Raw genomic sequence first — 20,541 nt, 5'->3', positions numbered from 1 at the left:
ATCCGCACGGGTTCCGTGGGGCCCGTCGGAAATACGGCTTGGGCTGCCGCAGGACCCTGGATTGCCGACTTGTCGCCGGACACGGTTCAGGGTCTCGGCCAGAAGGCGCAGGTAGCGACTGTGGCAAGCCTGGTCGATGCGCGCACGAACATCGACATCGCCTTGCAGAACGCGCCGGCTGCCATTGCCAATACCGGCAGCTATTCTGGCAAGACACCGGGTGCCGAAGACTTCACTGCCGTGTACGGCGCCGAAGATGGCGGCAAGCGTCTCCAAGCCTTCGACATAACGGCTGATATCGGCCGCGCGGTTTTCGACATGCGACCCGTCCCGAACCAGGCGATACACGCCCAGATTCGGGATTTTGAACCCGGCCCCTACGGCTCGCCGGAAGAGCGGGAGCAATATGAGATAAGGGCCGGCGCCGCGCAATTGGTGCTGGGTGCCAGGCGCGCCGATCCCGCCGGTTACGTCGGCCAACTGTTCCCGAACCATGCTCCGGACTGGGATAAGATCACAGCTCCTGAGGATTATAAGGCTGCCGTCACCTGGGCCGTCGCTGCTCAGCAGGAGTTGGGCTTCGACCGAATACTGCCAATGCCCTGGGCTGTAGCTGGCCAGCAGGCGGCGAAATACATCGACCAAGGCGTGCCGTTCGAAAAGCGCCTTGCCAAGTTGAGTTCGATCGTCCTGGCGGTTCGCGATCCTGATGCCCGCAAGGCGACAACCCAACAGATTTCTGTGGCGGCGGAAGCCCAGTGGCGAGCCAAGGCCGCCCAAGATCCGAACGTCGCGCCAGAGTCGTTGGAAGCCCAGGTTGCAGTGCTCAAGAACAGGCTGGCGTGGATCGGGGAACATCCGGCCCAAGCCCAGTACAGCACCATGCCGTGGCTACAGCAATTCGGCTTGGCGTTCTCGGATGTCGGCCGCCTCACGGCTAAGGGCGCGGCCGCCGGCGGTGCGGATGCGATCTCCGCCGGGCTGGACTCCGCTTGGTCCGGAGGAAACTACCAGAACCTCCTCGAAGATGAACAGGCCAAGACCGAGGACGCCGAGGACCGGGCCGGTTCGGCCGGTTGGGCGGCGGAAGCCCTCGGCACCGGCTTAAGCGGATATGGCCTGGCGGAGAGTTTGTTCGGTTTGCTGGGCCGGGCAAGCGTTGGCGCGGCGGCAGAGAACGGCTTGATCGGTCTTGCTGCCCGAACTGGCGTCGGGGGTGTGGCGGGTGGCACTTATGGCGGGGCATACGCCTTCAACACAGGACAGAGCGTCCCCTGGGGAATTGCCAACGGCGCGCTTTGGGGGGCGGGCGGCAATGTCCTTGCCGAAGGGCTCAGTGCAGTTGGCAGCCAGGTGTTGGCAAGGCTTGCCGGGCGTTCTGCGAATGCTAAACCTGATATCGTACTGGATAGTGGGGCTCCCCCGGTTTCTGTCAATGCAGAAGAGATTCCGATCTCGACCGGCAAGGCCCGAGAAATAAGGAGGCCCTATACGCATTTGGAAGATCCTCCCAACGTTGCGTCCGGCAAGGATCCAACAAAGAAGCAGAGGATAGCTATTTTCGAGGAAAATAAAAGGGTGAATGATGGAATTTTGAGATCGGATGAGAGTGGTATAGAAATAATTCCAGCAAAGAAAAGCAAAAGAGGCGTAACTCCTCCAAAAAACGAAGCTCATATCGGTCACATAGATCCGGTTAATCCCGCTGACAAGACAAAATCGTCAGGATCAAATAGCTATAAAAATCTTCGTCTTACGGCTGGGTTTGAGAATATAGAAAATCGAACAAATAGGTGACATATGACCGAATGGAAGTTCGAAAACCCAAAAAACACAGCCGTTATTTCGACTCGGAAGATATTTAGGGGGGGCGGCTGGATTGCGTATGTGTCACATGATGATGACGGCGACGATAATGAGTCGTGGCAATTCTACGGAAATGAAGCTGAAGTTGATCAAGATGACCTAATTTTAGTGGCCTTGGTCGAGGTGGTCGAGCTTGATGGAACTGTTGCACAGTTGGCGGATTTGCCGTTAGGCTGGCGTGCGTGGCGCGATACAAAGTCTTCGCCATGGAAGCGCGACAAAATCACCTAAACACATTCTGAATGGTAGCGGAGTTTACTCTGCTTTGACCCGGTGAAAGTAAAAAAAGGTGTTACTCCTCCGCCAACGAATCACAGTTTGATCACATCGATCCGCTTATTCCAGTTGATCCGACAAAGACTCCCGGATCGAATAGTTACACCAATGCAAGGATGGTTGCAAGAATTCGAAACAGAGAAAGTGGAACAAATAGGCGCTGTGATGACTAAATGGAAGTTTGAAGACCCCCAGAACGTAGCTGTTTTTGTAAACAGGAAAGCTATACGCAATGGTAGGTGGGTTGCTCGCGTCGTGCATGATGATGATGACGGATCATGGCAGTTTCACGCGGATGAATCCGAAGATTTCGATGAAAGCGATATTATGATCATAAGCCTGAAAAATATGGTTGAAAAAGACAAGACTATTATGCAGTTGGCTGATTTACCTTACGGCTGGTATGCTTGGCGCGAGACAAAAACCTCGCCATGGAGGCGAGGCAAAACCCTCGACGAACACCCAGAATCGGAGCGGAGTTAGTTTCGACTTCCAATTGTAACGGTTGACATGGGTGATTGCGACGCTGAGCGGCGGAGCCGACAGCGGTGCAAGAAACCGGGGCGTCACTTCGCACGGAGCGTTCTGGCAAGGACCAATCAGCCCACGGGCCGGAATATGGATGTGTCTCACGAGAAAGCGCTGGCCGACGGGGGGCAGATCACCTCTCAAACATCACGCATCGTGCGAGAGCAGATCATATTAAACACCATGGCGATGCAGGAGACTATGCTCGCTGGGCAAGAAGAAGATGGCTCAAGCAAGAAATGAAAGGGAACACAAGTGGTCGAGAGAAATTATAGCGACGTCAAACCCGACTTGACCAGCGTCACCCGCTTGCCGTCGACTGACAAAAGCACAGGCGATGAAGAGCTTGATGCTGCACGTCTGGAAGCCCTGAAAATATCTTGATTTCTATGATTGGGTTTCAGACATCAAGGGGGAATACCTTGGATACGGGGCCGACGGCATAACCTATATTTTTCTCTTCGAGATTGTTCCGGGCAGGCCGGAAGTTGACCCATGGATATGGGTAATCGTCGGCGATGTGCCCCCGACATATCTGCCGGCGGTAGACGCCAAGACTCCATACGAGGCGCTGGATGGATATATCGGCGCCATGGAAGAGTGGGTCGAAGCTGCGCGACGGGGGACTCGGTGGCAGATCTAATCCCGGTCAACGTGCCGCCTAGCCCAGCCAACGCCGAAATGTTGGATAGCCGTCTCAAATTTCTCGACGAAAGGGTGTTGCCGGAACTTCGAGAGTGATCGGCTGCCGCTTGTCGGCAAGCGCCGTCAGTTCCTTGACGAGAACGTGCTTTCGTTGCTCCCGAAGTGATGTACTGGCGTGCTCCGTGGCTCGTCGCGGATGCAAGCCCGGCACTCGGTTCGACCGGATCAGCACTGGCGCAATCACTGGTGAGTGCGCACGCCGGAAATGGCGACCAGGCACGCAACGTGCCGGCGGTCTGATTGTGGTCACGATCCTGGCTTATGGCCTGCTAACCGCCGAGCGGTCAGTTTGGCGGTGCCTCCTGGATCGCCTCCTGTTTCAGATGAAGGATTGACCTGTTGCGCACGGACTCTTTTTCGACCATGGCAAGGATCGTTTTTCTGCTCACCTTGGCCGGCGTCCTCCTGCTCGCGCTTTCGCCGGTGCGCTTCCTGCAGGAGTTGGACATGGGCTTCACCTTCCAGCACGACAAGCTCAACCACGCCGCGGCGTTCGCGGTGCTGGCGGCGCTTGGAAGCCTCGGCTGGCCGGAACACAAGACGAGGCTGGTCGTGCTCCTTGCCATTACCGGCGCGGCGATCGAGCTGCTTCAGGGCGTGCAGCTGATCGCGCGCGATATGGATATCCTCGACTGGGTCGCCGACTGCGCCGGCATGGCCTGCGGGCTGGCGGCCATGAGGGGCACAAGAAGGCTCATTGGCGGGCTGCTGTAGTCTCGACCGCGTTGCCGCTCTCCGTCCGGAAAATGTAAATCGCCGGCTGCGCCGGATAGCGCGGTGTCCGGCCGCGTAGCTTAAGTCTCCCACCGACAGCACCGAACCCCCTTCCAGCCTCGCTTATGCGGGGCTTTTTTTATGGAGCAAGCCCTCATGTCCCGACCTGCAACTGCCGCCGTTCGTCTCCTGACCGGCGAACGCGAACCCGTGCGCCTCGCAACCACGGCCGACATCCTCCTGCACGGCCTGCAGGCCATCGACGGCGTGCCGACCGAAATCGGCGACCGCGTGCTGGTCAAGGACCAGGCCGACCCGACGCAGAACGGCATCTACACGGCGAGCGAAGGCGACTGGTTCCGCGCCGCCGACGCCCGTTCTACGCGCACCCTGCAGAAGGGCACGACCGTTCACACCCAGGTCGGGTCGGTCAACGCCGACCGCGTGTTCGAGTTCACGGCCGACGAGCCGGCCATCGGCGCCGATGCCATCACCATCGCCGCATCCGTTCCGCCCGACATCGCCGATGTGGTCGAAGAGGTCGAAGCGCTGCGCGATGAAACCCAGGCGCTGAAGGATGCTGCCGCAGCCAGCGCCGGCCAGGCATCCGACAGTGCCGCCGCTTCCGCCGCGAATGCCGGACAAACCACAGCCGACCGGGCTGCCACCAATTCCGATGCCGTCGCGGCCGCGGCCGCCGTCATCAGCGCTCAGGCTGCACGCGACGCTTCGCTCTACGGCAAGGGCATTTTCCCGACGACTGCGGCGGCAATCGGCTTCGGCGTCGCCGGCAACGGTGCGATCACGCCAGGCTCCGGCGGCGCCAACGGCACGTTCGACCTGGCGTTTACCGGCGGGACCGGTTCGGGCGCCGCCGGCCGCTTCGTGGTGGCGGGCGGGGCGCTGACGCAGATACTGATCACGGCGCCGGGCTCCTACACAGTGGCGCCGACGTTCAGTTTTGCGGCGTCGGCAGGGCTCGCCGGCGCCGCCGCAGCGGCGGTGCTGGGCAGGAATGTCGATGTCGGCGAGTATTTCTGGACGGAGGTCAGCGCCGGCATTGTGGGGCTTCACAGCGTCGGGACAGGCCCGATTGCCGTCGATACGGGTATTCGTGCGTCACCGGCGGAAATTGCCCTGATCAGCTCGCGGGCGATTGGGCCGGTTCCGATCACTGGTTCTGTCGGCGGCACGCTGATTACCAACGACAGCGTCTATTTCTGGCCTGGATCGGTGTCTGCGGCCGATGAATATCTCTCGACCTTGGAGCTTGGATTCGGCGCCGTGCCAGGGACAGCCCATATTGTCTTCGCCCACCTCGAGGGCGACGGGACGCTTAGCCTTGTTTCCGAGCAAACGATATCCGTTCCAGCCGGCCCGTCGTCAGTTGTTTCGGGACTCGCGATTCTGAAGCCGGCCGGGAGCGTCATGGGCGTCCAGCGCACTGGAGTTGGCAGCTGGTACTATACTGCCGGGGCAATTCCGAACGGTGGAGTCGAGTGGTTCACAGCGGTGGTACCGACCTCGCATACTGCCAAGACCATAGGCGCGGCAAATGGCCCGCAGTGGAAGGCGACCTTCACCGGCGAAGTCGCCGTCAAGGCGCGCGCTGCCTATTCCACGGCAAACGGTCTCGTCTCCGCTGTCGGCATTAGCCAGGAAATCGGCTGGCCGGCGCTGGTCAACACCGGGTCGGACGTTCCGGGCAGCTACAGCGTCATCATGCAGACGCCAGCGCCGGCCGACGGCTATATTACAGCGGTCGAAGTTGGCGCTGGCGCTGGCGCCGGCGCTGCGCTCATTCATGTAGTGGACTATCTCGGCGGGTTGGTGGTCAACGTCCTAAGCACATATGCGGTGACGCTGATCAACGGGGTCGCCCATATTCCGCTGGGTATCCCAATCCCAGCCGGCAAATATCCGGCGATCAGCGGCGGCGCCTACAAGTTTCAAAACAGCGTCAACCCGCAAGGCATCCCGGCATGGATCAAGGCAGGCGCACTGTCGCTTGGCGCGACCGTAGCATCGTCCGCCCAGCATCGATATGAGCTTCGCTTTACGATCAAAACCGGTCTGCTCGCCGATGCCGACCGCGCCTTGACCCGGGGCGGCGGTAATGACGGCATGAATCTGCTGGCTGGCGCAGATCCGAATGGCGTCGTTGATGCGACCGCGCTGTTTGCGTCGGCGACCGCCGCTCATCCTAATCCCTATGTGCCGCCTGGGAATTTCGCTTTGACGGCCATTCCTGCATCTGGCGACGGTTTTTGGGGACCTGGCAAGCCGGCCGTCAACGGTAAGCGCTTCTTCATTCCGCGCCAGCCGTCGCTGCAAAATCTTTATGACGGCTTTCGCGCGAAGATGGCCGAACATATTGCCAACAACGATGTGTTCTGCCTGATCGCCGATAGCATCGGCCTTTGGGCACTTGCCAGCGACGGGCCGAAACACTGGTTCAACCTGGTTACCCGCTTTGCCAATATCGGCATTGCCGACGATGAACCGGGCATGACTGCTTTGCGGCCAAGCTCTACCTACGTTCCGACCTTCTATGGCGTCACTGTCGCCGGCAGCGTGTCGACAGGGTCGCGCGGGCCGATCGGCGAGAGCATCATCCTAGCGGCCGGCGCGACCCTGTCGTTCACCGGCGCCTATGAACAGGTCGACGTCCACTACACCCAGGACGCAGCCCAGGGCTCACTTGCCTTTGCCTTCGACGGCGGCGCGGCCTATAAAACCGTCAATTGCGCCGGCGCCCTGGCGCTTGACCGATATTCGGGGCCGTCGCTCACCGCGCAGGCGGCAAGCGGCAATTACACTCTTACGGCTGTCGGCGGTCCTGTCGAGATTACCGGGCTCATCAGGCTTGGCGTCAAGGCGGCCGGCTCGCGTCCGCGCCTGCGCACCTTGCGCGCGGCACACGGCAGCTATGCCTTCTCGTCATTCAACACTGCGCGTCTTACATCGGCCGCCGCTCAATGCGGCTACGCCGGCGGCAAGATCGTGCCCATCCTGGCGCTCGGCATCAATGACAGCTTTGGCACGCCGCCAGCCACGATATCGGCAAACATCGCAACAATCATCAACGCGCTGGAAGCGGCCGCTGCACCGCGTATCCTTGTCATGCCGCCGACGCGGCCTTCGGCGGCATGGGATGCAAGCTACACCGGCGGCCGAACTTATGACGCCGCTCTCGGCGCAATCCGACAGACCTACAGGTCCCGGAACGTGCTGACCATCCCGATCGACGGCTTCGATTACATCAACTCTGGGAACTACCAAGAGGGGTTGCATTTCAACGATGCCGGCCATGACGGCAATGCGCTGCGCTTCATCGAACAAGTTGCGGAGCGGGGATAGCCCAATGCCATCTGCTATTCAGCACAAGGGCGAAATCGGCACGCAGCCGTGAAATCCCGGTTCCTGACGGCGACATTGAGGGTCTCATTGAGGTCTGGGCAGGCGGCGCCGTAGTCGACGCTGGACGCCGTTCGCAGGCAATGGCAGGATGAGGTCGGCGGGGGCTATCCTTGGAGGATTGTCCCATGGCGCATGCCGGCAGCATCATCGACATCTATGATGACTATTACGCCGATGGAAAAGTAGCCGCAAAACGGGACATAGCTTCGAACCAGTCGGTCGGGCACATCGAAGCGATCATTCAAGGCCAGTTCTTCGACAGGATTCTTGACATCGGGGCGGGCGAAGGTGCGGTGCTGGATAAGCTGAACAGGAAGGGGCTCGGTAAGAAGCTTGGCGCCGTCGAGATTTCGAAGAGCGGCGTCGAGGCTATCAAGGCAAGAAAAATCGCCAAACTGGCCAGCATCGACGTATTCGACGGCTATCACATCCCTCATCCCGACAAGTCGTTCGATCTCGGGCTTGCCATTCACGTCGTCGAACACGTCGAACACGAACGGATGTTTCTCAGGGAGGCGGCTCGGGTCTGCAAGAAGCTGTATATCGAAGTGCCTTTGGAGCATACGCGAGATCTCAGCAAGGCCATTCGGATGTCAGGGCCGTATGGGCATATCAACTTCTACACAACCCAAACGTTTGAAAACCTTCTCAAAACGTCCGGGCTGAAGGTCGAACGGCTAAAGGTTTTTGCGCACGACCTCGCCTATGAACAGCACCTGGCTGGCGAAAAAAAAGGATGGGTAAAACACAGACTGCGGACCGAATTTCTCAGGTTTGCACCCAAGATGGCGATGCGCAGCATGGCCTACATGGCCGGAGCTCTGTGCTTAAGTCGCTGATCTAGCGGCAGCGCCGCCGATTTGCTTTGCAGGATTACCGCCAACCATACTAAAGGGCGGCACGTCTTTTGTGACGACAGACCCCGCACCAACGACCGATCCCTTGCCGATCGTTACGCCCTTGAGAATGATGACGTTGAAGCCGATAAAGACGCTGTCTTCAATCTTCACTGGCGCAATGGTGATCTTTGACCAGTCCTTTTTTCTCTGATGCCAGTCGGCGATATCTTCCTTGCGGTCTTGCCAACCCGTCGCGTGTGAGTTGTGATCGACGACTGTGGTACCCCAACTAATGATCACGTCATCCCCGATTTCGATCCTCTCAGCCGCGACGAGGTGGCTCTTGCCGATATAGGATCTTTTTCCCACGGTGATCTTTGCATCAGCGCGATCGAAGGAAAAGACGCCGTTGATGATGCATTCTTCGCCGATCGCATGCTTGCCTCGCCGCAAACTGCGGACGCTCCGCAAACTTAGCTTCGTCGCGGGACCGGAGTTGATGCCGGCTAGGCGGTAGAGGAATGATGGAACGAATGGCATATCAGTTACGGTCGAAGTGCGGCTTGGACAACCTCTCAGCGAAAGGCTGCGATTGCTCAAAGAATCTGAAATGCTTCCAATGTTGGTGTACCCCTTCGAAGAATGCCGGCGCCGCGTCTTCGAGGTCAGTATCAGGGATTATGGGTGGGATTAGTTGCCCTTCGGCTAACTGAACCGACAGCCGAAGTTGGCTGTTCGCAATAAGCAGGTCAGTCTCCATCATCCATGCGACTCCTCACGGCCTAGCTATTGCGACAAGCGGCGGCGGTTTGCAAGCTTGCAAAACGCCCGCGGCCGCCAGTCTGGACGCCGTTTTAAATCGCCGAAAAGACGTCAGAAGAATTGCTCTGCGAGGGCCGCTCGGGATGCTGTGCGCACCAACAATGGCACAGCAGGCCGACCAGAAATCCTACAACTGGGCGGTATTTCGGAATTGTCAGGGTTCATCGCCGACGCAGACCCACCGCGCCGGCGGGCTACCGTCTGCTGTCCTGCGGCTTCTGGTGAGGGTCCTGGCTTTTCGACCACCAGACAAAATACAGCGAGCCCATCTTCATCACAGGCACGCGGCGGTCGCGTTCCCTGGCCCGCAACTCACGATAGGTCTTCATCTTCAGAGTGCCGCCAGGCAACCTGATACGCACTGCCATCGGTTCAACTCCCGTTGTGCAACGCAGCAATTGTGTGCAATGCGGTAAGTAGAGACCTTCCGTTGCGGAAGAGTCAACAGCAGGATCATCAACTTATTTTGCGAGCTGCGGAGGCTTCGCGGTGCCAGGCGGGCAGGGCCGGCCGAAGGAGCTTCATCCTGGCGACTGATCATCAATCAGGCGCTGGCGGTTCGACCACCAGGTGAAATAGATCCGGCCGATCTTGAAGACGGGTATGCGGCGGGCGCGTTCGCGGTCGCGCAATTCGCGGTACACCTTCACCTTCAGTGTGCCGCCAGGCATCCTGATACGCACCGCCATCGATTCCGCCACCCCATTGTGCAATGCAGCATCAGAGACCTTCCGCTGCGGAAGAGTCAATGCCTGCCCGCTGACTATTTCTGGGACTAGTCGAGCGGTCTTGAGGTTTGGGCGCACGCGGCGGTTCCCGATCCCGCACGGGGGCGCCAGTGCCAGTCGGGATCGTCGGGTGCGCGGGCTATTTCCTGGGCGAGGATTTTCTGGGCGAGGATGGGCGATCGGACACGCCGCTCGGCCACCAGATGACGAAGTAATTGCCGACCTGCCAAACCGGCACCTCGCGGTTCTGCTCGCGGCGCCGCAGCTCGCTCCTTTTCTTGATCTTCAAGGTGCCGCCCGGAAGCCTGATTCTTATCGTCACGTGTCCTCCCGCTAAAGCTACGAACGATAGACGGGAACAGTTTCATCCCGGCTAGGCAATTTCATTCAGCCCGAGCAATTTCGGGGCCGAAAACGCAGCGCGCCTGACCGCAGCGATATCGCCGGAACCGGCTTCATTTGAAGAAATCCGCAATGCCGTTGATGGCCAGCACCGCATAGACGATCGGTCCGGCGATAAACGCACAATAGAGACAGAGGATCGCCGCCAGCACCGCGAGCAACGGCTTGTCGCGAGCGACGGCGCGGAGCTCGGACTTCACCGACCAGCGTGCCGCAGCGGTTTGTTCATCATCAGACATGTGCACCATCCCGCGGCCATTTCACACGGCGGGTCGAAAACATCAACCTTGCTTGCCACATCGGCGCGGGCTGCCGCCAAATTCTGCTTTGCCGCCGCGCATCTGCTTTTTCAACCTCAAAACCTTGCCCGCAAGGGCGGAAAGGACTGCCCATGGACATGACGTTCAGGGGCGCCGCCAGGCGCCTCGATGATATAGACTTGCCGAAACTCGGCGCCCGGATCGGCGTCGGCGAGGACGAGATGCACGCGTTCCTCGATGTTGAAACCAGCGGGCACGGCTTCGACGCCGTTGGCCGGCCGGTCATCTTGTTCGAACCGCACGTCTTCTACCGCAACCTGTCGGGTGCCAAGCGGGCACAAGCGGTAGCCGCCGGCCTCGCCTATCCGAAGTGGGGCGCAAAGCCCTATCCCAGGGATAGCTACCCACGGCTCAGAGCAGCTTGTGCGATCGACGAAACCGCGGCGCTCAAATCCGCTTCGTGGGGCTTGGGCCAGGTTCTCGGCGAGAATTTCATGGCGGCAGGCTTCCTTACCGTGCAGGCGATGGCCGAGGCGATGATGGCGGACGAGGCGCTGCAGCTCGGCGCGGCGATCGATTTCATCGTCGAGAAGCGGCTCGACGACAATCTGCGCAATCATGACTGGTCGGCATTCGCCAAGGGCTACAACGGCGCCGGCTATCGCAAGAACGCCTACGATACCAGGCTTGCCGAGGCCTATCGCAAATGGTCGCGCATCAAGGACACGCCCTGGCCGTCTGCCGGTCCGGTGTCATCGGCGGTCACCCCTGCAGTCCCGCCAGAGCCCGCTAAGCCAATTGCCGTTCCCCAAGCGACCGCTACGCCCTCTGTACCTCCCGTGGCTGTCGCCAAGCCCGGCTTCTGGGCAGCGCTGATCGCCGCCATCCTCAAATTATCAGCCATCCTCAAGCTATTCGGAAGGAAATGACATGTGGACCCGGATCAAGAGCTTTTTCCGCGACAGCGAGACAATATTCTGGGCGCGGCTTCAGGCGGCCATCGGCGTCATCGCGACTATCGTCACCTATGTCGACCCGCAGGTTCTTTCGCCGGTCGTTCCGGGGGAATGGTTCCCCTGGTTTCTTGTGATCAACGGCGTTTTGACCGAGTTCCTGCGCCGCCGCCGCGCGGAGGACTTGTGATGGCAGCGCTTCTCAGCATTCTCAGCGCCATCATCGGCAACAGGGTCGTCATGACGGCATTCGCTGCTGTGGCGGGCGGCATCGGCCTTTACGTTGCCGGCGGCATCAACCGGGCGAGGAAGGAGGCGGTCAAACAGGCAGAGGCAAAAGTCGCGGCCGCCGAGGATCGTCTGGAAATGAGGCGCGAGGCCGCCGCCGAAGAGCGCAAGGCCGCCGGCATGGCCGATGCGGCAGCAAGGGCGGAGGCTGAGAAATGGGCAAGGCGCTGATCCTCTGCGTGGTGCTCGCCGGCTGCACGACAACCGCGCCGGCCGGCAATCCGCGCCAGGTCTGGTGCGACCACAACCAGCCGCGCCGGCCATCCTCCCCGGTCGTTGCCGCCATGAGCCGGCCCGAGCTCGACGAGATGAACGCCTTCAACGGGCAGGGCGCCAGATGGTGCGGGTGGACGCCATGATGCACGAATTGCTCGACGTCCTGGGCATCAAGGCGCCGGTGTTGGTCGCCGGCCTGTCCGGCGGCATTTTGCGGGCCTTGTCGCGCCATCGCTACAAGGTCCGCGAAATGGTGGCCTCGCCGATCTGCGGCGCGCTGGCGGCGGCCTATCTGACGCTGCCGGTCGTGCATTATTTCCGCGCCGCCGGCCTGCCCATTCCTTCTCCGGACGACGACACCACGACGCTGGCCGCGGCGTTCCTCATCGGCGTCTCGGCGATGTGGATCTCGGACATCGTCTTCGAGGTTATCGTGCGCCGGTTCGGGCCGGTGAAGGAGGAATAAGCCGCCCAAGCCCGCCGAAATAGTGACGTTCAGTTGGAGCCCGCCGCGCCGAAAGGTGCGGCGGGCTTTTTGCATTTTTGCTCGCATTCTGTACGATCTTTCTTTCGCGACAGGGCGGCTCGATCCGGCGCTGCCCGACCAAGATGCGCGTTAGGCATGGGAGATGGTGTCATGCTTGCCAAGGTCCAGACACAAGCGGCAGTCCTGACAGCCGGGGCGCTTCTGTTTCCCGCAACGGCCGACGCGCGGCCGGACAGCCGCGCGATGACATGCGAACAGACGCAGCTTCTGATCCAGAGGCATCGCTCTGTCGTGCTCACCACCGGCCAGAACACCTACGACCGTTACGTCCGCCAATTCGGCAATGAATGCGACTGGCCGCAGGTGCCGCGCGCCGCGTATATCAAGACGCGTGACGGTCAATGTCTGGTCTATCGCTGCCAGGAGCCGCTCTTCGACCTCCCGAATTGAAAGCAGGCGGCGGCTCATTCCTCGTCGAAAGGGCCACCTTCGCGTGCGAGATCGCGCGAAATGACACGTTCATCCGTATCGTCCGGCAAGGCCTCGTCGCTGTCCTGGTAAGCGTTGTCGTCGTCCTCCTCCGGCAGTTCGCCGCTCTTCTCGACGTCATAGCGAATATCGCCGTTTTGCGGCACGCCGTCAGGGAGGATTCTCCCGCTCCGGATGGCATCCCAGTCCTGCTGCTGGATCGTCGGGCTCTCCGTCTCGTCGTCGGTTCGTTCTTTGCTGCGCGGTTCCATCGCCGGTTCTCCATAATGTCAGCGGCCCCGAATTGGCTCAGTGGTTGAACTCATAACTCTGGCAGCCGGTTCCGGGCCGCTGCGGTCCGCGCGCATTGCCGCACGACGGAACCAATCGCGCCGGCCCGCCTTCACATTCAGAAGATACTGGCGCGAAAGGAGCTCGACATGAGACCGCTCATTTTCTTGCCGTACATGTTAGGTGCGCTGCTGCTGGCGGTGCCGGCGGCCGCGCAGCCGGGCGAACAGGCGCAATCCGACCGCTGCAAAGTCGAGCCGCCGGACCAGAACAGCCAACAGCAGAAGCCGGCCGGCAACAATTTGTCCGATACGCTCGAGCCATGCGGTGGGGTCCTGAAGCCGCCGCCAACGGGCGATCAGGGCATGGCGGCGCCACCGCCGGATGAGGGCAAGACCCCGGTGATCAAGCCCGGCGAGGTGCCGCCACAGCCGCCAAAGCAGTAGCAGCGACGAGCGGCAACTTCGCGCCGCTCGCGCCGGCAGGTTTGTTGCACTCGCTGAGGAACATTAGCTTGTCCTAAATGTTATTTCAGACGCAGTAGATATCACCCCCCTCCGGTATCGCTGCTGATCGGGAAACCGATCGGCCCGCGTCTTGCGACGCGGGCCACCGCAAGCTCATTCGCAGTCCATTCGCCGCATCGCGCGGGCACTTCACCGCTGTTCGATTAGCCGCCACTTACGGAACAACAAGGTGGCGTGGGCGTTTGCCTAGAGGGTTCGCCGCTTCGACCGGAATGCCGCGTCGCAATTGTAAGGGCGAGGCCCGTAACAACAGGAGTAGACGATGAAAATCCACCTTGTTCCTGCTGCGGCGGGATTGGCGTTGCTTGCCGGCGTCGGCGTGGCCACCGCGGACCAGGTGATTGTCACGCCCAAACAGCAGACGGTCATCCGCGAATACGTCCACAAGCACCCGCTGGCGTCGATCAGTCTTCTGGGGGTGGAGCTCAATATCGGTTCCACGTTGCCCGATACGGTCGAGCTGCAACCGATCGATGTTCCAGACGTGCGGTACAGATACGTCGTCGTCGGCAATCGCACCGTGCTCGTCGACCCAGACACCCGCAAGATCGTGCAGGTCATCGAGTGATCGGCGTTGCCAAACCGCGAACCGGATTTGGAAGGTCATGGCCTAAATTATCAAATGAGAGCTCCATCCCGAGGGATCGGAGGAGCCGCTGTCGTCTCGAAACAAGGAAAGGAGCCATTCCCATGCTGCCGCATGTCGAGCCGGTCAACGTGGCCGCAGCCGTCGACAAACTGCTTGCTGAACGAGGCGATGGCCTGCTGTCGATGAAGGCGGCGATAGCACTGTTGCGCGAACGCACCGGAACCGAGCGCTCGGACGCGGACCTTGAAGGGCTGATCATCAAGAAGGCGGCGCTCCTCGGGGTCGCCGTCCTGTGTGACAGAGAGGTTCAATGACGGTGTCGCCTGCCGCTCAAGACGCCGGTCGAAATTTCAGCTAGAACAAGGTTGCTTACGCATCAACCGAGCCGACGGAGGTATCAGTGACGGACAGGCAGGAACGGATTCGCCAGCGAGCACACGCGATCTGGGAACAGGCAGGCAGGCCCGACGGGGCGCATCAGCAGCATTGGGATCAGGCTACCGCCGAAATCGACGCAGAAACCGCCGCGCCGGAGACCGCCAGCCGACCGAAGCCGAAAGCACGCCAGCCTAAGCCGGCCGCCAGCAAGGACGGAAGCAAATCCAAGGCGCGACCACGTAAAGCGTGAACGCAAGCGGATTTGATTCCAACGCTGGATCTCGCGGGTGGTCGGCCCATACATCGTTCCATGATCGGCAGCAAAACCAGTCCTGACCGGTCCTGCTGCCGCAAGCCCGCGATGGCAAGCCCGATTGGCGCGGCTAACTACTTACCGCAATTGTTGTCGTTGACAGTCGGTGAAACCGTCCCGGCAGGCTTGTTGGATGCATCGGGTTGAGCTCCTTGCGGGGTTGCAGGGCAGTTTTCATCCCCATTGGAGTTCATGGTACCCGTCGTGCCCATCGTGCTGCGGGTCGTGCCAGGGTCAATACCGTTCGGCTTGGGCTGGACGACGATGCTCTTCTCGCTGCCAGGCGCATTGTTGTCCGACCCGGCGTTCTGGGCCATCGCCGCGGTCGCCAGACCGGCTGCAAGTATGGAAGCTGTCACGATTTTCGTAAGCATGTTGATCTCCATCATTGGGTTATCATCATGTGGCGACTACAGAAAAAACAACCCGGGTGATGGAAAGGTTCCGGCAAAAATGACGCAGCACAGTGAAGCAAACCCGCGCAGCGCGGATCTTCTCGGCCCCCCTTGTTCTATTACCGTAGGTAGGTTTGATGTTGTGGTTTGCTGATTAGGAATTCGCCTTCTTTGGCCGCCGACCGTCGCAACGTTCGTCTGTTGCGGCGCCATCAGCTGAGTCTCGCATCGCTTCAATTGGTAGAGGCCATCCCAAAGTAAAACTTTCGGAAAATTTCAGTACAAATTTCACGCGGCTGTTATTTGAAAATATACCATGAGGCCAGCGAGCTGATCGGCAACGAAACCGATCATCTTCTTGCAAATTAGTAGGTATGCAACCGGCGACGTCGCGGGCTGTTCAGCGCAACTACAGCAAGGAGAGTGTTATGACCACCTTAATCAAAACAATCACCGATGCGGTGGCAGGCAGCGCAGTTATTTTCATGCTCTCGATGCCCGTGAATGCCGCGGACGGAATTGCCGTTGGTGTTGGAACATCCATCGGCGGCATCGGCGGCATCAAAGCCGGCCTCGGCGCGACGGTTGGCGGTCGTGGCGGCATCAACGCCGGTGCCGGCGCGACGGTTGGCGGCAGCGGCGGCATCAAGGCAGGCCTCGGTGCGTCGTTGGGCGGCAGTAGCGGCATCAACGCCGGTGCCGGCGCGACGGTTGGCGGTTCCAGCGGAATCGCGGCGGGCGCCGGCGCATCGGTCGGGGGCAGAAGCGGCATCAACGCCGGTGCCGGCGCGACGATCGGCGGTTCCGGTGGCATTGCTGCCGGCGCGGGGGTAGGTATCGGCAGCGGCGTTAGGGCTGGCGCGGGGGTCGGGATCGGCAGCGGCATCAATGTCGGCGCCGGTGTCGGGATCGGCGGTGGTACCAATCCGAGCAATCCGTCCAACCCGGGCAGCCCTTCCAATCCCAGCAACCCCAGCAATCCCAGCTTGCCTCAGGTCGTTGCCGACATGTCGGGCGACAAATTGGCCAGGATGAAGAAGCGCTGCGTTGACGTGCTCAGCAGCGGAGGCACTTACGACAGCGATCTGCGCCAATTGTGCCTGCTGATCGCCCGCCGCTAAGGCGAATACATCGGATGAATGTCGGACCAGGCCGAGAGGCCTTCGTCCACCAAAGCTCCAGCAGTCCAAAGCCCGCCATTGCGGCGGGCTTTTTTCCGAGCACGTGGCGTCAGCATGGCGGGGGCTCACACGAGCACGCGCTCAGTGTGTTTGACGGCCAGGATCCGGCGAAGCGGACGCTTCGTCTTCCAGGGAATCCCAGCCCGCGGCGGGGCTGCTTTGCATCAGCTGAGGGCACGCAAGCTCCGCCAGATCGGTTTCCGCGTAGCCGTCGAACTCGATGGCCGCCCCGTAGAGCTGGGCTGCTTGCATGACGAGCCATTCGATGTCTTCGCGCGCAACATTCTCGGCGAGGTTCTGCAGTCGCGCGGCTTCGGCGACAGCAGTCAGATTGATGGCAATCCCGGACCGCAATACAGCCCGAACTCGGGAACTGACGTCTTCGTGCAGGCGAACCGAAAATCCGTAGCGCATGGAAAACCTTCCCTTCAGGAGCGGTTTGTCCCTCATGTTCCACGATGCGCCCAGGATTCGCGATCGGCAAGCGAAATTCCTTAAAAACTCGTTTTATGTCAAATAGTTAGCATATATTGTTGATTGCCTATCTGACGCTTGATCCGCTTCATCTGACTTCTGCATGACTCGCTGATCCGAAGGCCTTGACGCATTCTGCTCACGTACCTAATTCTACAGAAAATTAGGAACACACTAACTCAGCTGCATTTAGGCTGGTGTGACAGGAGGCCGAGATGTCCGAACTGGAACGCCCGGAACGATTGCAGATCATGCTGACCGTCGATGAACTGGCGGCGTTGGAGAACTGGCGCTTCGACAAGCACATGCCGAGCCGGTCGGCCGCGGTACGTGAGCTTTTGAGGCGAGGTCTCACAGCCGATGGTTTCCTGACGGCGGCGCATGGGACCAAGTCGCGCGATTTCGGCATTCTGCCGCATTCTGCAGATGGTGACCGCAGCGCGGCCGACGGACCGTCCCAGAAGGAATAGCGCCGAAGGAATAGCGCCGTTTCCGCCGCGGATCGCCCGCTCTGCGACCGTGCTTCGCGTCTCTCTTGCTTCGCGATGAGCTGTGAACGTCTGGTCTGCTGACGGCTGCGAAGTAGAAGAGATCCAAAGCTCTGTCTTGCCAGACGCTCCGTAATCAGGGAGTGCTTGATCGGCATAGTGCGGGCTCGGGAATATTGCCGATGACGCTGGAATTGACGGCCGGCGACCAGTCGATGCTGCATGGCGAGCAAGGCTCGGCAGCGGCTGCCGCCATGACGATCCTGGTTGCCTTTTCGAAGGCGGTCGGCGCGCGCAAGTTGCTGGACATTGCCGGTGCCCATATAGACGGCTGCCTCTATCACGGCCAGGCCAGCCTCGATTTCGTCGAAAGGCTGATCGAGGGCGGCGGCCGCGTTCGGGTGCCGACGACGCTGAATGTCGGTTCGTTCGACCTCATCCATTCCGGATTGGTGAAGATGCCGGTGTCGCAAGAAACGCCGGCGCGACGCCTGATGAAGGCGCATCTGGAACTCGGCTGCCAGGCGACCTTCACCTGCGCACCCTATCAGACCCGGTTCCGGCCAAGGTTCGGCGAGCAGATCGCCTGGGGTGAATCCAACGCCATCGTCTTTGCCAATTCGGTGATCGGCGCGCGGACCAACCGCTATGGCGATTTTATCGATTTGTGCTGCGCAATTACCGGGCGCGCGCCGGCATGGGGGCTGCATCTGAGTGAAAATCGACGAGGCCAGGTCCTGTTCGAGCTGACTGACGCTGCTTTCGAGCCAAGCGACGCTCTGTTTGTCGGCGTCGGGCTGATCATCGGGCAAAGGGCTGGCGACCGCATCCCTGTCATATCGGGCCTGCCGCAGCCGCGCGACGAGGACCAATTGAAGGCGCTGGGGGCGGCGGCGGCAACGACGGGTGCCGTGGCGCTGTTTCATGCCGTCGGCATCACGCCGGAGGCGAAGACGCCGGATGAGGCGTTGCACGGCCTGGCGCCGGAGGAAAAAATCCGGATCTCTCGCGCTGACATCCACCATGCGCTGGCCAGGCTGTCGAGCGTTCCCGACGGCGTGCAGCTCGCAGCCGTGTCGTTAGGCACGCCGCATTTCTCCCATGAAGAGTGGATGCGCCTGTTGCCGCTGCTGCGCGAAGTCGGTCCAGGCAAAGGTGTCCCGATCTATGTCAACACAGGGCGCGCGACGCTGACGCGGCTGCAGGACGAAGGCGCACTGGCCGGCATGGAAGCCTTCGGCCTTGTCCCGGTCACCGACACCTGCACCTATGTCACGTCGATCCTCGAGCGTCTCGATGGCGTGGTGATGACCAATTCGGGCAAATGGGCGCATTACGCACCTGGCAATATCGGTGTCTCGGTGGCCTTCGGTGACATGGAAGACTGCGTCCGCTCCGCTGCGGCCGGCCGCGTCGTGCGAGGCGCGCCATGAAGACGCCGGCCAGAACCGGTACATTCCACCTTTCCGGCTCGGCACAAGGCCCAGCGCTGGTGCTTTCGCAGGCGCTCAGCTTCTGGGGCGGGATCGACGTCGAAACGGGCGACATCATCGACCATTCGCATCCGGACCTGGGCGGCAATATCGCCCGCAAGATCCTGGTGATGCCGAGCGGGCGAGGGTCGTCGTCCTCGTCTTCGGTTCTGGCCGAAGCGATCCGCAGAGGCACGGCGCCGGCCGGCATTATCCTGGAGCGGCCGGACCCGATCCTTGCCGTCGGCGCCATCGTTGCCGAATTCCTCTACGAAATCAGCATGCCGCTGGTTGTCTGCGACGTGTCAGGCATTGTCTCCGGCGACCGGATCGCAATCGGTCTGGGCGAAGATGCGCAAGCGATGGTGAGCAAGCTCTAGCCGGCCATCAGTCCCGCCGCGCCCCGCCGCCAGTAGGCTGCCGCCAGTGTTTCGTTGCGGCCGAGCGCCAGCGTGCCGCGCCAGTGTTCGCGCACCGTCGTGGCGGCTGCCGCTTCGGCCGCAAACCAGCCGAATGCCGAACCGGTCGGCCATGCGACTGACCGGATGGCGCGCGCCAGCCTGTCGTCGAGCCCGGCTGGCACCCCATTTCTCGGCAGCCAGTGCACCTCTATTCCGGTTGCGTTGTCGACGACCTGCCGTTCGCCATCGTCGGCGATCTCTATGAAGGCCACGCCTTTGGTCTCGGCGGGCAGCGTCTCCAGCATGCGAGCCAGCGCCGGCAGGCCGGTTTCGTCGGCGCCCATGAGATACCAGGACGCCGGTCGCACCCGACGGCCGACCGGCCCCATCATGCCGATCTTCATGCCGGGCGCCGCCTGCATGGCCCAGCGGGCGCCGACGCTGTCGCCGGGGTGGATGAGGAAGTCGACCTCGATGATGCCCATTTCGACGTCGAGGGCCCGGATGGTGTAGACGCGCGCTGCCGGGCGCCTGTCGTCCGAGGGCCATGCCGGGAGGCCATTGCTGCCGAGCACGGGCCAGAGCGGATCGGGGACGTCCCTGGTCGGAAACAGCATGCGGATATGCATGCCGCCGAATTTCGCAAAACGAGAGAGATCCTCGCCGGCGAAGCGGATGCGGCGCATATGCCGCGTCAGGTCGCCGACTTGGGTGACGACCATCTCACGGAACTGCGCGAGGCGGGTTTCTTCGGCGAGATCGCCGGTCCAGACGATCTCGGGACTTTCTTCCTTGGCATATACCTCTACGGCGGTGGCCAGCAGGTCCTTGATGTGGGCCAGCCCATCGCGGTCGGCGGCGTTGGCCCGCATCACCAGCCGCTCCATGTCAAGGGACGCGTCGCCGAAGGCGAAGCGGAAGTCGAGCCGCTGCCCCTCCCGCGAGGCATCGGCATCGAAGCTCTGCAGCCTGTCGCTGATGCGGTCGATGTAATGCGGCAGGTTGCGCAGGTTCAAGCGCGCTTCGCAGGCCAGTCCGCTCACTGAAGCTTCCCCCATTC

General features: G+C 61.1%; 29 protein-coding genes. 20 read left to right on the top strand and 9 right to left on the bottom strand.

Annotated features, from left to right (window positions below; all coding sequences use genetic code 11):
• The first annotated feature begins 69 nt into the window (after positions 1-69).
• The 6 genes from NKH33_RS26225 (at position 70) to NKH33_RS26200 (ending at position 8,348) form a co-directional block, all read left to right on the top strand.
• A complete protein-coding gene (locus NKH33_RS26225) occupies positions 70-1,797 on the top strand; it encodes a hypothetical protein (RefSeq protein WP_352922178.1) in 1,728 nt (575 codons plus the stop codon).
• Positions 1,798-1,800: 3 nt separating this feature from the next.
• Complete coding sequence (locus NKH33_RS26220; RefSeq protein WP_352472061.1) at positions 1,801-2,097, top strand: hypothetical protein; 297 nt, start codon at positions 1,801-1,803, stop codon at positions 2,095-2,097.
• Between the two features lie 87 nt (positions 2,098-2,184).
• Entirely contained in the window at positions 2,185-2,625 is a 441-nt protein-coding gene (locus NKH33_RS26215) for a hypothetical protein (protein WP_352835196.1), read from the top strand.
• A 1,113-nt stretch (positions 2,626-3,738) separates the two neighbouring features.
• Positions 3,739-4,089 (top strand): hypothetical protein, encoded by a 351-nt coding sequence (locus NKH33_RS26210; RefSeq protein ID WP_352541126.1) that lies wholly within the window; start codon positions 3,739-3,741, stop codon positions 4,087-4,089.
• A gap of 156 nt (positions 4,090-4,245) precedes the next feature.
• Entirely contained in the window at positions 4,246-7,449 is a 3,204-nt protein-coding gene (locus NKH33_RS26205; RefSeq protein WP_352922176.1) for an SGNH/GDSL hydrolase family protein, read from the top strand.
• A 185-nt stretch (positions 7,450-7,634) separates the two neighbouring features.
• Complete coding sequence (locus NKH33_RS26200; RefSeq protein ID WP_352819314.1) at positions 7,635-8,348, top strand: class I SAM-dependent methyltransferase; 714 nt, start codon at positions 7,635-7,637, stop codon at positions 8,346-8,348.
• On the opposite strand, the gene NKH33_RS26195 is transcribed toward NKH33_RS26200, so the two are convergent.
• From NKH33_RS26195 to NKH33_RS26175, 5 genes are all read right to left on the bottom strand, one after another.
• Complete coding sequence (locus NKH33_RS26195; RefSeq protein ID WP_352501167.1) at positions 8,337-8,801, bottom strand: acyltransferase; 465 nt, start codon at positions 8,799-8,801, stop codon at positions 8,337-8,339. The two genes, NKH33_RS26200 and NKH33_RS26195, sit on opposite strands and share 12 nt — an antisense overlap.
• A 563-nt stretch (positions 8,802-9,364) precedes the next feature.
• Positions 9,365-9,538 carry a hypothetical protein gene (locus tag NKH33_RS26190; protein WP_352452704.1) on the bottom strand — a complete coding sequence of 58 codons (174 nt, stop codon included), beginning with the start codon at positions 9,536-9,538 and terminating at the stop codon, positions 9,365-9,367.
• A gap of 153 nt (positions 9,539-9,691) precedes the next feature.
• Complete coding sequence (locus NKH33_RS26185; RefSeq protein WP_352922172.1) at positions 9,692-9,859, bottom strand: hypothetical protein; 168 nt, start codon at positions 9,857-9,859, stop codon at positions 9,692-9,694.
• Between the two features lie 178 nt (positions 9,860-10,037).
• Positions 10,038-10,220 carry a hypothetical protein gene (locus tag NKH33_RS26180; protein ID WP_352491000.1) on the bottom strand — a complete coding sequence of 61 codons (183 nt, stop codon included), beginning with the start codon at positions 10,218-10,220 and terminating at the stop codon, positions 10,038-10,040.
• Positions 10,221-10,353: 133 nt separating this feature from the next.
• On the bottom strand, positions 10,354-10,539 hold the full coding sequence (locus NKH33_RS26175) for a hypothetical protein (protein ID WP_352474196.1): 186 nt from the start codon (positions 10,537-10,539) through the stop codon (positions 10,354-10,356).
• A gap of 152 nt (positions 10,540-10,691) precedes the next feature.
• Here NKH33_RS26175 and NKH33_RS26170 point away from each other — a divergent pair, with 152 nt between their 5' ends.
• The 6 genes from NKH33_RS26170 (at position 10,692) to NKH33_RS26145 (ending at position 12,954) form a co-directional block, all read left to right on the top strand.
• Positions 10,692-11,489: an N-acetylmuramidase family protein gene (locus NKH33_RS26170; protein ID WP_352922170.1), complete on the top strand. Its 798-nt coding sequence runs from the start codon at positions 10,692-10,694 to the stop codon at positions 11,487-11,489.
• 1 nt (position 11,490) lies between these two features.
• The gene (locus NKH33_RS26165; protein WP_352474200.1) at positions 11,491-11,703 is read left to right on the top strand and encodes a hypothetical protein; all 213 of its coding nucleotides are present in this window, start codon (positions 11,491-11,493) and stop codon (positions 11,701-11,703) included.
• Entirely contained in the window at positions 11,703-11,972 is a 270-nt protein-coding gene (locus tag NKH33_RS26160) for a hypothetical protein (protein ID WP_352773023.1), read from the top strand. Before NKH33_RS26165 ends, NKH33_RS26160 begins: the two co-directional genes overlap by 1 nt.
• Positions 11,957-12,160, top strand: coding sequence for a hypothetical protein (locus tag NKH33_RS26155; protein ID WP_352491004.1), 204 nt, complete (start codon positions 11,957-11,959; stop codon positions 12,158-12,160). The genes NKH33_RS26160 and NKH33_RS26155 overlap by 16 nt, the downstream gene beginning before the upstream one ends.
• Complete coding sequence (locus NKH33_RS26150; protein ID WP_036245970.1) at positions 12,160-12,483, top strand: hypothetical protein; 324 nt, start codon at positions 12,160-12,162, stop codon at positions 12,481-12,483. Before NKH33_RS26155 ends, NKH33_RS26150 begins: the two co-directional genes overlap by 1 nt.
• A gap of 171 nt (positions 12,484-12,654) precedes the next feature.
• Positions 12,655-12,954: a hypothetical protein gene (locus NKH33_RS26145; RefSeq protein ID WP_352922168.1), complete on the top strand. Its 300-nt coding sequence runs from the start codon at positions 12,655-12,657 to the stop codon at positions 12,952-12,954.
• Positions 12,955-12,968: 14 nt separating this feature from the next.
• Here the strand turns inward: NKH33_RS26145 and NKH33_RS26140 are convergent, their stop codons facing one another.
• Positions 12,969-13,244, bottom strand: coding sequence for a hypothetical protein (locus NKH33_RS26140; protein ID WP_352474207.1), 276 nt, complete (start codon positions 13,242-13,244; stop codon positions 12,969-12,971).
• 168 nt (positions 13,245-13,412) lie between these two features.
• Here NKH33_RS26140 and NKH33_RS26135 point away from each other — a divergent pair, with 168 nt between their 5' ends.
• From NKH33_RS26135 to NKH33_RS26120, 4 genes are all read left to right on the top strand, one after another.
• Positions 13,413-13,709: a hypothetical protein gene (locus NKH33_RS26135; RefSeq protein ID WP_352474209.1), complete on the top strand. Its 297-nt coding sequence runs from the start codon at positions 13,413-13,415 to the stop codon at positions 13,707-13,709.
• A 343-nt stretch (positions 13,710-14,052) separates the two neighbouring features.
• The gene (locus NKH33_RS26130; protein WP_352474210.1) at positions 14,053-14,358 is read left to right on the top strand and encodes a DUF1236 domain-containing protein; all 306 of its coding nucleotides are present in this window, start codon (positions 14,053-14,055) and stop codon (positions 14,356-14,358) included.
• 122 nt (positions 14,359-14,480) lie between these two features.
• Positions 14,481-14,693, top strand: coding sequence for a hypothetical protein (locus NKH33_RS26125; RefSeq protein ID WP_352452715.1), 213 nt, complete (start codon positions 14,481-14,483; stop codon positions 14,691-14,693).
• Positions 14,694-14,779: 86 nt separating this feature from the next.
• On the top strand, positions 14,780-15,007 hold the full coding sequence (locus NKH33_RS26120; protein WP_352474214.1) for a DUF2934 domain-containing protein: 228 nt from the start codon (positions 14,780-14,782) through the stop codon (positions 15,005-15,007).
• Positions 15,008-15,144: 137 nt separating this feature from the next.
• Here NKH33_RS26120 and NKH33_RS26115 read toward each other — a convergent pair whose 3' ends face one another.
• Positions 15,145-15,459 (bottom strand): hypothetical protein, encoded by a 315-nt coding sequence (locus NKH33_RS26115; RefSeq protein ID WP_352922166.1) that lies wholly within the window; start codon positions 15,457-15,459, stop codon positions 15,145-15,147.
• Between the two features lie 380 nt (positions 15,460-15,839).
• On the opposite strand from NKH33_RS26115, the gene NKH33_RS26110 reads away from it, so the two are divergent.
• Positions 15,840-16,586: a hypothetical protein gene (locus tag NKH33_RS26110; protein ID WP_502896519.1), complete on the top strand. Its 747-nt coding sequence runs from the start codon at positions 15,840-15,842 to the stop codon at positions 16,584-16,586.
• A 141-nt stretch (positions 16,587-16,727) separates the two neighbouring features.
• On the opposite strand, the gene NKH33_RS26105 is transcribed toward NKH33_RS26110, so the two are convergent.
• Positions 16,728-17,060: a hypothetical protein gene (locus NKH33_RS26105; RefSeq protein WP_352922165.1), complete on the bottom strand. Its 333-nt coding sequence runs from the start codon at positions 17,058-17,060 to the stop codon at positions 16,728-16,730.
• 275 nt (positions 17,061-17,335) lie between these two features.
• Here NKH33_RS26105 and NKH33_RS26100 point away from each other — a divergent pair, with 275 nt between their 5' ends.
• The 3 genes from NKH33_RS26100 to NKH33_RS26090 all read left to right on the top strand — a co-directional run bounded on the left by NKH33_RS26100 (position 17,336) and on the right by NKH33_RS26090 (position 19,460).
• Entirely contained in the window at positions 17,336-17,590 is a 255-nt protein-coding gene (locus NKH33_RS26100; RefSeq protein WP_352474222.1) for a hypothetical protein, read from the top strand.
• 200 nt (positions 17,591-17,790) lie between these two features.
• Positions 17,791-19,041, top strand: coding sequence for an aconitase X (locus NKH33_RS26095; protein ID WP_352922163.1), 1,251 nt, complete (start codon positions 17,791-17,793; stop codon positions 19,039-19,041).
• The gene (locus NKH33_RS26090; protein ID WP_352474226.1) at positions 19,038-19,460 is read left to right on the top strand and encodes an aconitase X swivel domain-containing protein; all 423 of its coding nucleotides are present in this window, start codon (positions 19,038-19,040) and stop codon (positions 19,458-19,460) included. The genes NKH33_RS26095 and NKH33_RS26090 overlap by 4 nt, the downstream gene beginning before the upstream one ends.
• Here the strand turns inward: NKH33_RS26090 and NKH33_RS26085 are convergent.
• Positions 19,457-20,539, bottom strand: a complete 1,083-nt coding sequence (locus NKH33_RS26085) for an SIP domain-containing protein (RefSeq protein WP_352922161.1) — start codon at positions 20,537-20,539, stop codon at positions 19,457-19,459. The genes NKH33_RS26090 and NKH33_RS26085 overlap by 4 nt on opposite strands.
• Between the last annotated feature and the right edge of the window lie 2 nt (positions 20,540-20,541).

It is taken from the genome of Mesorhizobium sp. M1182, assembly GCF_040318335.1.
Taxonomy (GTDB): domain Bacteria; phylum Pseudomonadota; class Alphaproteobacteria; order Rhizobiales; family Rhizobiaceae; genus Mesorhizobium.
This window is presented reverse-complemented; position numbering and strand designations above follow the sequence as displayed.

Excerpts from the sequence above, each read along its gene's own strand:
- NKH33_RS26220 (WP_352472061.1), top strand. The coding sequence starts at position 1,801 with ATGACCGAATGGAAGTTCGAAAACCCAAAAAACACAGCCGTTATTTCG.
- NKH33_RS26210 (WP_352541126.1), top strand. The coding sequence starts at position 3,739 with ATGGCAAGGATCGTTTTTCTGCTCACCTTGGCCGGCGTCCTCCTGCTC.
- NKH33_RS26205 (WP_352922176.1), top strand. The coding sequence starts at position 4,246 with ATGTCCCGACCTGCAACTGCCGCCGTTCGTCTCCTGACCGGCGAACGC.
- NKH33_RS26200 (WP_352819314.1), top strand. The coding sequence starts at position 7,635 with ATGGCGCATGCCGGCAGCATCATCGACATCTATGATGACTATTACGCC.
- NKH33_RS26190 (WP_352452704.1), bottom strand. The coding sequence starts at position 9,538 with ATGGCAGTGCGTATCAGGTTGCCTGGCGGCACTCTGAAGATGAAGACC.
- NKH33_RS26185 (WP_352922172.1), bottom strand. The coding sequence starts at position 9,859 with ATGGCGGTGCGTATCAGGATGCCTGGCGGCACACTGAAGGTGAAGGTG.
- NKH33_RS26175 (WP_352474196.1), bottom strand. The coding sequence starts at position 10,539 with ATGTCTGATGATGAACAAACCGCTGCGGCACGCTGGTCGGTGAAGTCC.
- NKH33_RS26170 (WP_352922170.1), top strand. The coding sequence starts at position 10,692 with ATGGACATGACGTTCAGGGGCGCCGCCAGGCGCCTCGATGATATAGAC.
- NKH33_RS26165 (WP_352474200.1), top strand. The coding sequence starts at position 11,491 with ATGTGGACCCGGATCAAGAGCTTTTTCCGCGACAGCGAGACAATATTC.
- NKH33_RS26160 (WP_352773023.1), top strand. The coding sequence starts at position 11,703 with ATGGCAGCGCTTCTCAGCATTCTCAGCGCCATCATCGGCAACAGGGTC.
- NKH33_RS26155 (WP_352491004.1), top strand. The coding sequence starts at position 11,957 with ATGGGCAAGGCGCTGATCCTCTGCGTGGTGCTCGCCGGCTGCACGACA.
- NKH33_RS26150 (WP_036245970.1), top strand. The coding sequence starts at position 12,160 with ATGCACGAATTGCTCGACGTCCTGGGCATCAAGGCGCCGGTGTTGGTC.
- NKH33_RS26145 (WP_352922168.1), top strand. The coding sequence starts at position 12,655 with ATGCTTGCCAAGGTCCAGACACAAGCGGCAGTCCTGACAGCCGGGGCG.
- NKH33_RS26140 (WP_352474207.1), bottom strand. The coding sequence starts at position 13,244 with ATGGAACCGCGCAGCAAAGAACGAACCGACGACGAGACGGAGAGCCCG.
- NKH33_RS26135 (WP_352474209.1), top strand. The coding sequence starts at position 13,413 with ATGAGACCGCTCATTTTCTTGCCGTACATGTTAGGTGCGCTGCTGCTG.
- NKH33_RS26130 (WP_352474210.1), top strand. The coding sequence starts at position 14,053 with ATGAAAATCCACCTTGTTCCTGCTGCGGCGGGATTGGCGTTGCTTGCC.
- NKH33_RS26125 (WP_352452715.1), top strand. The coding sequence starts at position 14,481 with ATGCTGCCGCATGTCGAGCCGGTCAACGTGGCCGCAGCCGTCGACAAA.
- NKH33_RS26115 (WP_352922166.1), bottom strand. The coding sequence starts at position 15,459 with ATGATGGAGATCAACATGCTTACGAAAATCGTGACAGCTTCCATACTT.
- NKH33_RS26110 (WP_502896519.1), top strand. The coding sequence starts at position 15,840 with ATGCAACCGGCGACGTCGCGGGCTGTTCAGCGCAACTACAGCAAGGAG.
- NKH33_RS26105 (WP_352922165.1), bottom strand. The coding sequence starts at position 17,060 with ATGCGCTACGGATTTTCGGTTCGCCTGCACGAAGACGTCAGTTCCCGA.
- NKH33_RS26100 (WP_352474222.1), top strand. The coding sequence starts at position 17,336 with ATGTCCGAACTGGAACGCCCGGAACGATTGCAGATCATGCTGACCGTC.
- NKH33_RS26095 (WP_352922163.1), top strand. The coding sequence starts at position 17,791 with ATGACGCTGGAATTGACGGCCGGCGACCAGTCGATGCTGCATGGCGAG.
- NKH33_RS26090 (WP_352474226.1), top strand. The coding sequence starts at position 19,038 with ATGAAGACGCCGGCCAGAACCGGTACATTCCACCTTTCCGGCTCGGCA.
- NKH33_RS26085 (WP_352922161.1), bottom strand. The coding sequence starts at position 20,539 with ATGGGGGAAGCTTCAGTGAGCGGACTGGCCTGCGAAGCGCGCTTGAAC.